Raw genomic sequence first — 12,320 nt, 5'->3', positions numbered from 1 at the left:
GTGAAGATATGAATGAAGTAGATGGGTTAAAAAAAGCAGCTATATTACTGATATCGTTAGGCTCGGAAACATCAGCGAAGATTATGAAAAATCTACCGGATAGGTATATTCAAAAAGTGAGTTATGAAATAGCCAATATTGATCAGGTGAACCCAGAAGAACGAGATTCGGTTATCAATGAATTTATTGAGATGTCTCAAGCAAGAGAATACATGATTGAAGGAGGAATCGACTACGCTAAAAATTTATTGAATAAGGCGATTGGTCCTCAAAGAGCTAAAGAAATCATTGATATGTTGAATCAAATTCAATTGCGAGAGCGTCCCTTTAATATTGCCCGAAAAGCCGATCCGCAACAGCTTATCAATTTATTGTTAAATGAGCAACCGCAAACGGTCGCTTTGATTTTATGCTACATGCAGCCGGAAAAAGCAGCTGTGATTTTGTCTGAATTTCCGATTGAAATGCAATCGCAAATCGCTGAAAGAATTGGAACCATTACGAGTACATCTCCAGCAATTATAGAGAAGATCGAAAAGGTTATTGAAAACAAATTTTTCACTTACATTGAAAATGATTTGGAATTAGTCGGTGGCGTTCGTACATTGGTTGAAATCTTGAACTCTGTTGGCAGAAGTACTGAGAAAAACATCATTAGTGTATTGGAAAAAAGACAACCAGAATTGGCTGAAGAAATCAAAGCTAGTCTGTTCACCTTCGAAGACATTATTACGCTTGAAAAAGGCGATGTCCAAAAAGTTCTTAGAGACGTTAACAATGATGACTTGGCATTGGCTCTTAAAGGAGTATCGGATGAAATCAAGAGCTTTATTTATAGTAACCTCTCCATTCGTGCAGTTGAGTCGCTCAAAGAAGAACTTGAATTCATGGGACCTATTCGCTTATCAGCCGTCGAAGAAGCTCAACAGCTTATTGTGACTGTGATTCGTCGCTTAGATGAAAAAGGGGAGATTTATTTGAGAAGAGGCGATCAAGATGCCATCATCTCATAAAATCATCAAACAAGGCCAGTCGTTTACTCAAGAAAGTCGTTCATTTATCCAAACGGAAATGCTAGCCGTGAAACGACCTAAAGAGTCAGATCAAGGGCACTCAAGTGAGTTGCCGGTAGTAGAACCCATTGAAGTCATGCAAGCTAAAGTTTTATTAGATGAAACACATGAAAAAAAAAGGGTGATCCTTTCTGAAGCCCAAGAAGAAGCGAAACAGCTGAAAGAAAAGGCAAAAAAAAAAGGGTTTGAGGAAGGCACGGCACAAGGATACGAGATGGGCTACACAGATGGCATGAAAAAGGCTGAAGAAGAAAGCTTGCGTTTGAGAGAAACGATCCATAATATGCTGGATGAAGCCCAAGAAGTAGTTGAAAGTTATTATCAAGCTAAAAAAAATGCATTCATAGATCTTGCGGGACATATGGCTGAAACAATCGTCCATAAAAGCATTGATGTGTCATCGGATCAAGTGATGGATTTGATCAAACCGGTCCTGCATCGTTTGAAACGAGAGGATCAATTTATTACGTTAATGGTCAGACCGGAACAAAAAGAGTTGGTCAAAGAAAAGGTAAAAGAGTTTGAAAAAGAGAACCAAGATATTCGGTTTGCAGTACTGTCAGATAATACATTGGATAAAAATGGGTGTATTGTTGAAAACGCCCACGCAATCGTTGACCTGCAAGTTAGAAAACAATTAGACGCGATGATAGACGAGATGAAGAATTCGGAGTGATGATGTTGTTTGATATTCCTTTTGAAACGTATCATAATCAATTGAATAGGAAAAGTTACTACTTAAAGATGGGGAAAGTCAGTCAAGTGACCGGTCTGATCATTAAAGTAGATGGATTGGATGCATTTGTCGGTGAAGTGTGCGAGATACTGATCAAATCATCTGGTAGAGTGGCGTTGAGTGAAGTCGTTGGATTCGTAGATGAGACGGTCTTACTGATGCCTTTGGATGAATTAGAAGGCATTGGACCGGGCTGTTTAGTTAAACCGACAGGCAAAACATTAAAAGTTGAAATCAGTGAAAAATTGCTCGGCAATACGTTGGATGGTTTAGGCCGGCCGATGGATACCTCGTTAAAAGTCGATGGTACGTTTTACGATGTCAATCGAAGCTCACCAAATCCTTTTAAGCGAAAAAAAATTAAAGATGTTATGTCGACAGGGATAAAAGCCATTGATGGAACATTGACTGTCGGAGAAGGACAACGAATCGGGATCTTCGCAGGTAGCGGGGTCGGAAAAAGTACGTTGCTAGGCATGATGGCGCGCTACATTGAAGCAGACATCATCGTAATTGGATTGATTGGAGAACGTGGAAGAGAAGTACTGGAATTTATCGAAAAAGATTTAGGTGAAGAAGGATACCGGAAATCAGTCGTAGTTTGTGCAACGTCAGATATGCCTCCATTGGTTCGGTTAAAAGGGGCAGCCGTAGCAACCACTATTGCTGAGTATTTTCGAGATCAAGGCAAGAAAGTCGTCTTGATGATGGATTCGGTTACGCGTGTCGCTATGGCCCAACGTGAAATTGGGTTAGCAACTGGCGAGCCACCAACAACTAAAGGGTACACGCCCTCTGTTTTTACAACATTGCCTAAGTTATTAGAACGAAGCGGAATGTCTGAAACGGGTTCGATAACGGCCTTTTATACTGTATTGGTTGAAGGGGATGACATGAATGAACCTATCGCCGATTCCGTACGTGGAATCTTGGATGGACATATTGTGTTATCGCGAAAAATTGCATCAGAAAACCATTACCCAGCGATCGATGTTCAAAATAGCATCAGCCGTTTGATGAAAGACGTTGCGGCCGAAAAGCATTCTGCTGCGGCAGGGAAATTAAAAGAAAATATGGCGATTTATGCGGATTCAAAAGATCTGATCGATGTAGGAGCTTACCGTAAGGGAAGCAACCCGCTAGTCGATCGTGCCGTTCAGTTAAATACGCCAATAAAAAACTTTTTAAAACAACGAGTTGATGAGAGATATGCCTTTGATGAAGTTGTTGACCAATTAAAAACACTCTTTGACGTACAGCAGTTCGGTAATCAATAAATGACTTGGGGTGGATGAAGTGGCAAACTATACATTTTCAATGGAAAAAGTTCTTGATTGGCGTTCTGATACTGAAGAAGAAAAGAAAAAGAATCTAGCACAAGTCCAACAGAATAAACTGCAACAAGAAACCATCTTACAACGATTGATAGGAGAAAACATAAAAATAAAGAATGATAGTTTAACAACTAGTCGTATCGATGTTTTGCGGCGTCAAAATTTATACAAAGATATGATCGATGAAAAAATTATTCACCAAAAAAATGTGGTTAATAAAGCGGAAAAAAATGTAGAAGTGGCACGTATTGCATTAATGGAAGCCCATAAAGACCGAAAAGTTATGGAAAAGTTAAGGGAAAAAGAATACACCTTTACGATGGAACAAGAAAAACAAGATGAACAAAAACAATTAGATGAAATGGCAGCTTTAAGTTTTGGAAAATCCTTTTATTAATATACATAGGTACTAGAAAGTGGATCCATTATCCATTGAAAGGAGGTGAAAATGACATTGAACCCAACTCCTGTTTCTGCCAGTAGTAATAGCATCCAACTAAAACCTAAGCTTCAGCAAGAAGTACGTCCTGAAAAATTTAAAGCACAATTTACCGGGTATTTAGCAAAAGAAAAACCTCATACGTTACATAAAGAAAGTTCGAAAGAAATGCCTGAAGAAGAAACAAATGAAGACAGTCAAGAGGAACCAACTGAGGAAATACTTACCTCAGAATCATCGCTGCTTTATAGTGGGCCATTTAACGCAAGACAAGAGCAACAACCAGTAAAAAGTGCTCTGAATGATAGTGAACAGCCACTAGTTGAAGTGGACAAACTACTAAATAGTAGTGAACCGGTTTTTGCAGCACAAGTAGCAGATGAATCGGAAAAAATAGACGCCTTTGATCAAAAAGAAGCTAGCATGCTGGATAATCAAAAGGCTCAAATTATAAAAAATGGGGATAACCTTTTAGCGGAAGAATCTGATCCGAGTGAAGCAAATCAGGTTCTGGTGACTGTGAAAGAAAATAAACTGGGTGGAACGATTTTACCAACTGGACGGTTTTTGACTGAGGAATGGAAAAACGAACGAATGGGTATTACCCAACTCATAGCTGAACCCGTTCAACCAATTGAACTGAGTGGAACAATAAGCGACAATGAGCAGCTGCAACAACCAAAATCGGATATAATCGAGAGCAAATTGGGAGGCTTAGCGGAACTTAACTCAAATGAAAAATTGCTTAAAAATCCCATTTCTTTTATGAAAGATCTAGAAAGCACCGAACAATCCATACAAATTGCTGAAGTAGATCAGCAGGGGCAACCAATCCAACAGCAGTCGATGGTTGAAGCTTTAGCGATCAAGCAATCAAGTGTAGTAGAATCGGTCAAACAAGCGAGTATCCAGCTGGTGAGCGAAGTGATCATACAAGAAGCTGAATCCCTTTTAAGCGGCAAAAAATCCATTGCACATGTGACTTTATCACCTGAAAAAATGGGTGAAGTGAGAATCACAGTAGAATTGATCGACAACGTGCTGATGACTAAAATCGTTGTCGATAACGTTGAAACGAGAGAATTACTGACAAGTGGTATGAACCGGTTAACAGATAATTTAGACCGCCAAAACATTCGCTTAGGAGAATTAACGATTCAATTGAACGAGCATGCAACAGCTGATTCGGCTTCTCAAGAAAGACAGGGAGAAGAGCAGAAACGGACTTTTGGACAAAAACAAGCAAAAATTTCAGATAATGAAATAAAGACACTGAAATCTGAGGGAAAAATAGATACAGGCAGACTCAGTATCTTAGTGTGAGAGGAAGAAAAAAATGGAATTTCCAACCGATTTTATGATGGGATCAATCAATAACAGTACATCTACTGAAACAAAAAGTGCAGAACTCTCAACAGAAGATTTTCTACAGATCATGGCAGCATCCATAAAAATGCCGTCTATGCCTGGAGAAAGCGGTAGTGGCAGCAGTGGCGGTGGCGAAACGGATTATCTGGCTCAATTAGCTCAATTTAATACATTGGATCAGTTGACAAGTATGTCAGAAATGATGAATATGAACGTTTTAATGACGCAACAGCAACAAGCACTCAGTCTATTAGGAAAAGAAGTCAAAGTAGCGGGTGCAGAATCAGGTTTTATCAGTGGAACCGTGGATAAGGTTAAATTCGATCAAGGTTACGCGACGATCCAAGTAGATGGGAAAGATTACGTATTAAATGATATTTTAGAAGTCGGTGACCAAGCTTAATGTCTCTTCGCGTTGAAGGTATGCAAAATCAAACACTAGCTAACAAATCCAATCCAATCAATCAACGAATTGATCGAACATTCGGTTCTTTTTTGACAGGATCGCTCCAACAGCAGAGTCCTTCTACAGAAATAAAAGTTTCTAATCATGCCCAAAAACGCATGAACGAAAGAGGCATTCTGTTAGACCAATCGGACTTAACAACTATTGCAGATGCATTAGAGGAGTTGGATCAAAAGGGATCAAAAAATTCATTGATCGTGTATAAAGATATAGCGTTGATTGCCAGTATTGATAATCGAACCATTATCACGGCTATGAACACCGGTGAAATGGAAACCATCACTAACATTGACAGTGTGAAAAAAATAAACGTATAACTAGCTGGACTGAAAAAGAGGCTATCATCCCATGGATCGACTGAAGTGGGACAATTGAATGGAGGAAAAGACATGTTAAAATCACTATACTCAGGTGTTACCGGAATGAGAAATATTCAAACGAAAATGGACGTAATTTCAAATAATATTGCCAATGTCAGTACAACTGGGTTTAAAACAGGCAGAGTTCGTTTTGAGGATATGTTGAGTCAAACAAATGTATCAGCACAAGCAAGTACCAATGCACAACAAGTTGGTTTAGGGGTTCAAGTTGGATCAATCGATACCGTTATGTCAGGTGGTTCTTTGCAATCGACTGGAAGAGCACTAGATTTCGGAATCGAAAATGGCGACAGCTCATTTTTCAATGTAACAGATGGAACAAAAACTTTTTATACGAGAGATGGTGGATTCTACGTAGACCCTAATGGCAACTTGGTAACAAGCGGGGGGCTACAAGTACAAGGATTCAAGGCAGGTATGCCTGATGAAAATATTGACGGCTTTGATCCTGCCGCTTTAGGAACAACGATGGCACCTATAACTATTCCTCAAACCATTGATGGAGCTGAATTACAAAGTTATAACATAGACAGCAATGGACTTATTGTAGGATCATACAGCGGTGGAAAATCGATGGTACTAGGCCGGGTGGGATTGACCTCATTTTCTAACCCAGATGGACTAGAAAAAAGTGGTGGAAACTTATATACCGAATCGGCTAACTCAGGTGATCCAGTAGCAGGGAATCCGGGAGATGCTGGATATGGGAGTGTACGTTCTGGATTCTTAGAAATGTCTAACGTAGATTTAGCGAATGAATTTACTGAAATGATCATTACTAGCAGATCTTACCAGGCAAACTCAAGAAGTATTACAACCTCTGATACGATGTTAGAAGAATTGATCAATCTAAAAAGATAATTAATTTCTAGTAAGGAGGTTTTTCTGAAAGTCCGAGAAGCCTTCTATCTTGATGAAGAAAACGAAAGCAGATTGGGGTTTAGGTATGATTGCTTTAACAACTATTTCAGGAAAAGAATTTTATTTGAATTGCGATTTAATTTATCGAATAGACCGTTCTTTCGACACTATTATTACATTGACGGATGGTAAAAGCTTACGCGTTGCCGAGACCGAAAAAGAAATAGTGGAAAAAATCATTCAGTACAGAAGAAAAATAGTCAACGGTTTTTCAGAAGGAGAATTATGAAAAAAAATATTGTACCAATAGTCGGTTTATTTTTAGGTATTGGGTTGATTATTTGGTCGATTACTTCTAGTGGAAATATTGCTAGTTTTTTAAATGCGCCTTCTCTAGTGATTACGCTTGGCGGTTCATTTAGTGCGATTTTGATTAGTTTTCCATTGAAATCGATCAAGAAATTGCCGTCTATTTTAAAAAACTTATTGCTTGATCCAAATCCTGATTACGCTAAATTGATTGAAACGTTTGCGGCATTATCTAGAAAAGCAAGAAGCCAAGGAATTTTAGCGATTGAAGCAGATATTGAGGAACAAGATAATGAATTAATGGTAATCGGACTACAGATGGCTGTTGATGGGCTAGAACCAGAAACCGTCAGAGACATCATGGAAATCACAGCAGAAAATATTGAGAAAAGACACCGAATCGGCCAGGACATCTTTTTAAAATGGGGCGAAATGGCTCCGGCTTTCGGAATGATCGGTACACTGATTGGTTTAGTCATTATGTTGGGAGAATTAAATGACCCTAGTACGATTGGTGTAGGAATGGCAACGGCTTTGATAACAACTTTTTATGGAAGCTTCTTAGCTAATCTGGTGTTTATTCCAATCGCAAGCAATTTGCAAATGCAAACGAATGAAGAGATGAAAAGTTGTGAAATGATCATTGAAGGTGTCTTATCCTTACAAGCTGGAGAAAACCCACGTGTGATCGAACAAAAATTGAAAGGGTATTTGCCTTTTGAAAATAAAGAAGAAACCTTGAAAGCTGCAGCGAAGCTCCAACAAGAGGAACAAAATTATGGCTAGAAGAAGGAAAAAGAAAGAAACCAATAGCAGTAGCTCTGGCGGAGGAGGGTGGATAACGACTTTTTCAGATTTGATGTCGTTATTGCTGACATTCTTTATCCTGCTCTATTCTATGTCAAGTGTAAGCTTAGACAAATTTAATGAAGCGTCTAATTCGATCCAATCAGCCTTTAATGGTGGAGAGTCCGTAATCGAAGAAAATACAGTAACCGATACTGAAACTGAGCCAAGCGAAGATATTATAGCAGTACCAAGTGAAGATGCCGTTGATCCAGAATTAATCAAGATGTATGACGAAGTCGTTCAATTTTTAGAAACAAAAGATATGACAGCTCAAGCAAGCGTTAAATACGATCAAGATGGGATTTATGTAAACATTCAAGAATCTATTTTATTTGGAAGTGGAAGTGCTATTATTGCTGATTCTGGAATAAATACATTAAATAATTTAGGAGAGTTGGTCCAACAATTCGAAAATGATGTCGTAATAGAAGGATATACGGACGATGTTCCAATGAACAATGCTAATTTTAGCAGCAACTGGGAATTATCCACAAGCAGAGCTTTATCCGTCTTACGGTATTTAAGTGAAGAGAGAAGCGTTACACCAACAAGATTATCAGCTAAGGGGTATGGGGAGTATCACCCATCTGTTCCAAATAATTCAGATGAAAATAGAGCGAGAAATAGACGAGTAAACATTGTACTCGTTTATGAGCATCAGGAGGAGTAGATACATATGGCATCTGAAAAAGCAAAACCGACAAAAAAAAGTAAAACGACTAAAGGAACTAAAGGAAAGAAAAAAAAGTTATGGGTTGTTAGTATTTTCTTTGCAATAGTAATAATAGGAGTCGTTAGTTATGGTTTTACTTCTGGTAAGGCACAGGTAATCATTTCAGATTTATTTAAAGAAGAAATTGTAGAAACAACGGTTCCTTTAGAAGAATTTTTAATCAATTTAGACTCTGGTACATCTATTAAAAAGACCTTTTTAAAAATAGAACTTTCTTTACATAGTTCAAAAGAAGGTGCAGGGGAAAAATTGACTGCAAATATGGCTCAAATTAGAGATTCAGTTATTACTGTTTTGCGGAATAAAACAGAAGATACTGTCTTTAAAGAAGAAGATAATAAGTTATTGATCAAACAAGAATTGATCGAGGCCGTTAATGTCAAAATGGATGAGGATCTTGTGGATGCTATCTTTATCACGAATATTGTGACGCAATAATAAGAAGCGAGAAGGAGAAATAGAAAATTGGGACTTGGACTGGTTTATGTATTGAAAAGTGTCGTAGCATTAATTGTTATCATATGGGCAGCAAATTATGGGTTAAAGTACTTAAATACGTTTATGGCGAAAAAAAACCAAGTAATTAAAGTGATTGAGAGAACCCCAACCAGTAAAAGTTCGGCATTGAGTATTGTAGAAATTGCAGATACGTACTACTTAATGAGTTTTACAGATACTCGCAATGAAATCTTAAAAGAACTGACAGCAGTAGAAAAAGAGAAAATCGCAAGTAGTATAGAAGAAAAGATACCATATTTCCCTACGAGATCAGATAACCAACAAATGGGTAAGAAATTGGTTCAGATTTTGGTTCAGACTTTTAAATCATTGCGGTCCCGGTATCAGTCTTTCTATGAAAAGAGGAAATAAAGTTGCAAAAGAAAAATAAATGGATTTTAGGCTTGTCCCTCTTTTTAATTAGCTTCGTTCTCTTTCCAAAAGTCGCTTCGGCGGCTGAACTAACAGATAGCCTGAGCGGGTTATCGAAGGTATTTGAAAATGGCGCTGGAGAAACCTCTCAAGTCGTTCAGTTATTTCTTTTAACAACTGCATTGAGTATCGCACCAACATTTCTAGTACTAACGACAAGTTTCACACGCATTATTATTGTGCTGTCATTTGTCAGAAGTTCATTAGGGACGCAACAAAATCCGCCTAATTTGGTGTTAATAGGGATCGCACTATTTCTATCTTTGTTTATTATGCAACCTGTATACACTGAAGTGATGACGGATGCTATTACGCCATACATAAATGAAGAAATATCTGGTCAAGAGGCATTTGAATCAGCCGCACAACCTATTAAAAAATTCATGTACAAACAAACAAGAGATGAAGACATTCAATTGTTTTTGGATATATCTGAAACTGACGAACCAACAGTTATAGATGATTTGCCATTGAATATAGCCATCCCAGCTTTTATTATCAGTGAATTGAGAACAGCATTCAGTATTGGATTCTTGATCTTTATTCCGTTTTTAGTCATTGATATTGTCGTGGCTAGTATCCTGATGTCGATGGGGATGTTCATGTTGTCTCCGGTGATGATTTCATTGCCATTTAAATTATTATTATTTGTTTTAGTCGATGGATGGTATTTAGTGGTCGAATCGCTAGTTACAGGATTTCAGTAGAGGTGTAAAAAAATGACAATGGAAAAAGTTTTAGACATTATAAGAGAAGCCTTCATGGTGATGATAATCGTAGCAGGTCCGACGTTGATCATTGCCCTAGTGGTGGGGCTATTTATTAGTATCATCCAAGCAACCACACAGCTTCAAGAACAAACGTTGAGTTTTGTACCTAAAATCTTAGCGGTAATCGTCTCATTGATTGTTTTTGGAAATTTTATGATGAATAGTCTTATTATGTTCACGCAGAAAATTTTCGAAATGATCGCGGAACTGTGAGCGACCATGACCATACAATTGCAAACCATCATTTTAATATTCATACGGGTGACATCTTTTATAGTTGTAAGTCCTGGATTCTCCATTAAAGGTCTACCCAATGTAGCAAAAATCGCTTTAGCAATGGGGATCACACTTGCAGCTTATTCAGCCGTACCGGCCATGAATGAAGTAGCGGATACGCTCTTTTTTGCGATTTTGATCCTAAAAGAAGTTTTGCTTGGGATGGCTATTGGATTTATTACAAAACTCTTTTTTTCTGCAATTGAGATTGCCGGTAATTTTGTAGATTTTCAAGTTGGGTTCTCAATGGGAGCTGTTTATGATCCAACCATGGGGATAAATGTTTCTTATTATGGGAAGATTTATTATTGGTTGTCCATGTGTGTATTCTACATCACCAACCTCCACCATGTCGTGATCAAAAGCTTGGTACAATCGTTCCGATCCGTGCCAATCTTCAGTACTGAATTAGGTGATTTTGGTGTAGAAGGCATGATGAAGCTACTTGGCATTATTTTTGAATTGGCTTTTAATATAGCAGCACCAATGGTAATCGTGGCCTTATTGACAGAAGTTATCTTAGGGTTGATCTCACGTTCGGTTCCTCAAATCAATGTATTGATTTTGGGAATGCCCTTAAAAATAGCGGCTAGTTTTGTTCTGATGCTGATATTCTTGCCAACGTTAATCGAAACGATCCAAACGACGCTGCCACTTATGGTGAAATACATGAATGAATTTATTCAGTTATTGTAAAAAAAGGCGAGGTGAAAATGAATGGCGGAAAAAGATGGGAAAACAGAAAAAGCCAGTCCCAAAAAACTGCGGGACACTAGAAAAAAAGGCGAGATTCCTAAGAGCCCAGATTTAACTTCCGCTGTGACATTTATCGTCTTTATCCTTGCAGCAACCTTTTTAGGAAATTACATATTGAAATATAGTTTGCTCTATTTGCAAAATTACTTATCGGCTGGATTGACAGTAGATGGCTTAGAAAATAATTTAGCAAATATTGGGATGAGGTCGATCATATTTATAATGGTGTTGGCTGGTCCGTTCCTCGTTATTGCATTCGTCGCAGCATTTGTATCCACTATTGTACAGACTGGCTTTTTATTTTCGATAGAACCTATTAAATTCAAGCTAAGCAAAATAAACCCAATCAGTGGATTTAAGAATATGTTCAGTAAAAAGACCGTGTTCACACTGTTTAAAAATGTTGCTAAGTTAACTTTAGTCTTTTGGATGGCCTATAAAACACTTGAAACATCGGTTTACTTGATCCTTAATTCCAGCAATGTAGGGACAGAAAAATTATTTTTTTTAATGTCTGATCTTGTCATGGAATTGGCAACCCAATTAGGTGTGTTGCTGCTTATATTAGGCTTGATCGATTACATTTATCAAGTTTATGACTACCGGAAAAATTTGAAGATGTCCAAACAAGAATTAAAAGATGAATACAAGGAAGCTGAAGGTGACCCGCAGATCAAGTCTCAAAGGAGACAACGCTACCGTCAGTTGACAAAAGGGGGCTTGCACGATGTGGAGACGGCAACGGCCATTATCACAAACCCGACTCATTTAGCCATTGCGATTCGTTATGAGAAAGGCAAAGACGAAGTACCGATCATCGTGGCTAAAGGGGCAGATCATCAAGCTGCAAAAATTAGAGAACTGGCTAAAGCGCTCGATATTCCAATCATTGAAAACAAACCTGTCGCTAGAGCTATGTATAAGGCGGTCGAAATCGGCCAGCCAGTGCCAATGGATCTTTACCAAGCTATTGCTGAAATACTCGCATTGGTTTACCAAACGGAAGAAATGAACAAATACAAGATTTAATGCTTTTTAAG

At 38.1% G+C, this 12,320-nt stretch carries 17 protein-coding genes; all 17 read left to right on the top strand.

The genetic code is table 11. The annotated features are described in order from the left end of the window. Positions 1 to 8: 8 nt before the first annotated feature. Complete coding sequence (fliG, locus tag BR50_RS03415) at positions 9 to 1,013, top strand: flagellar motor switch protein FliG (protein WP_034546283.1); 1,005 nt, start codon at positions 9 to 11, stop codon at positions 1,011 to 1,013. Continuing rightward, positions 997 to 1,749, top strand: coding sequence for a FliH/SctL family protein (locus BR50_RS03410; RefSeq protein WP_034546280.1), 753 nt, complete (start codon positions 997 to 999; stop codon positions 1,747 to 1,749). Before fliG ends, BR50_RS03410 begins: the two co-directional genes overlap by 17 nt. Before the next feature lie 2 nt (positions 1,750 to 1,751). After that, on the top strand, positions 1,752 to 3,086 hold the full coding sequence (gene fliI, locus BR50_RS03405) for a flagellar protein export ATPase FliI (RefSeq protein WP_034546278.1): 1,335 nt from the start codon (positions 1,752 to 1,754) through the stop codon (positions 3,084 to 3,086). Positions 3,087 to 3,105: 19 nt separating this feature from the next. Beyond that, positions 3,106 to 3,540: a flagellar export protein FliJ gene (gene fliJ, locus BR50_RS03400; RefSeq protein ID WP_245792819.1), complete on the top strand. Its 435-nt coding sequence runs from the start codon at positions 3,106 to 3,108 to the stop codon at positions 3,538 to 3,540. Positions 3,541 to 3,591: 51 nt separating this feature from the next. Continuing rightward, positions 3,592 to 4,905, top strand: a complete 1,314-nt coding sequence (locus BR50_RS03395; protein ID WP_034546276.1) for a flagellar hook-length control protein FliK — start codon at positions 3,592 to 3,594, stop codon at positions 4,903 to 4,905. A gap of 13 nt (positions 4,906 to 4,918) precedes the next feature. Continuing rightward, positions 4,919 to 5,353, top strand: a complete 435-nt coding sequence (locus BR50_RS03390; RefSeq protein WP_034546274.1) for a flagellar hook assembly protein — start codon at positions 4,919 to 4,921, stop codon at positions 5,351 to 5,353. After that, entirely contained in the window at positions 5,353 to 5,733 is a 381-nt protein-coding gene (locus BR50_RS03385; protein WP_034546273.1) for a TIGR02530 family flagellar biosynthesis protein, read from the top strand. Before BR50_RS03390 ends, BR50_RS03385 begins: the two co-directional genes overlap by 1 nt. Positions 5,734 to 5,805: 72 nt before the next feature. Then, positions 5,806 to 6,657, top strand: a complete 852-nt coding sequence (locus BR50_RS03380; protein WP_034546271.1) for a flagellar hook-basal body complex protein — start codon at positions 5,806 to 5,808, stop codon at positions 6,655 to 6,657. 52 nt (positions 6,658 to 6,709) lie between these two features. Further along, entirely contained in the window at positions 6,710 to 6,946 is a 237-nt protein-coding gene (locus BR50_RS03375; protein WP_425429679.1) for a flagellar FlbD family protein, read from the top strand. Next, positions 6,943 to 7,752 (top strand): motility protein A, encoded by an 810-nt coding sequence (locus BR50_RS03370; RefSeq protein ID WP_051905724.1) that lies wholly within the window; start codon positions 6,943 to 6,945, stop codon positions 7,750 to 7,752. Before BR50_RS03375 ends, BR50_RS03370 begins: the two co-directional genes overlap by 4 nt. After that, positions 7,745 to 8,485, top strand: a complete 741-nt coding sequence (locus BR50_RS03365) for a flagellar motor protein MotB (protein ID WP_074200277.1) — start codon at positions 7,745 to 7,747, stop codon at positions 8,483 to 8,485. The genes BR50_RS03370 and BR50_RS03365 overlap by 8 nt, the downstream gene beginning before the upstream one ends. 6 nt (positions 8,486 to 8,491) lie before the next feature. Further along, entirely contained in the window at positions 8,492 to 8,986 is a 495-nt protein-coding gene (locus tag BR50_RS03360) for a flagellar basal body-associated FliL family protein (protein WP_034546267.1), read from the top strand. A gap of 27 nt (positions 8,987 to 9,013) precedes the next feature. After that, the gene (locus tag BR50_RS03355) at positions 9,014 to 9,418 is read left to right on the top strand and encodes a flagellar biosynthetic protein FliO (RefSeq protein ID WP_034546263.1); all 405 of its coding nucleotides are present in this window, start codon (positions 9,014 to 9,016) and stop codon (positions 9,416 to 9,418) included. Between the two features lie 2 nt (positions 9,419 to 9,420). After that, entirely contained in the window at positions 9,421 to 10,185 is a 765-nt protein-coding gene (gene fliP, locus BR50_RS03350; RefSeq protein WP_034546261.1) for a flagellar type III secretion system pore protein FliP, read from the top strand. A gap of 12 nt (positions 10,186 to 10,197) precedes the next feature. Then, entirely contained in the window at positions 10,198 to 10,461 is a 264-nt protein-coding gene (fliQ, locus tag BR50_RS03345) for a flagellar biosynthesis protein FliQ (RefSeq protein WP_034546257.1), read from the top strand. Positions 10,462 to 10,467: 6 nt separating this feature from the next. Continuing rightward, positions 10,468 to 11,220, top strand: a complete 753-nt coding sequence (gene fliR, locus BR50_RS03340; protein WP_034546256.1) for a flagellar biosynthetic protein FliR — start codon at positions 10,468 to 10,470, stop codon at positions 11,218 to 11,220. Between the two features lie 21 nt (positions 11,221 to 11,241). Then, complete coding sequence (gene flhB / locus BR50_RS03335) at positions 11,242 to 12,309, top strand: flagellar biosynthesis protein FlhB (RefSeq protein WP_034546255.1); 1,068 nt, start codon at positions 11,242 to 11,244, stop codon at positions 12,307 to 12,309. Positions 12,310 to 12,320: the final 11 nt, after the last annotated feature.

The organism is Carnobacterium alterfunditum DSM 5972 (assembly GCF_000744115.1).
Taxonomy (GTDB): Bacteria; Bacillota; Bacilli; order Lactobacillales; family Carnobacteriaceae; genus Carnobacterium_B; species Carnobacterium_B alterfunditum.
This window is presented reverse-complemented; position numbering and strand designations above follow the sequence as displayed.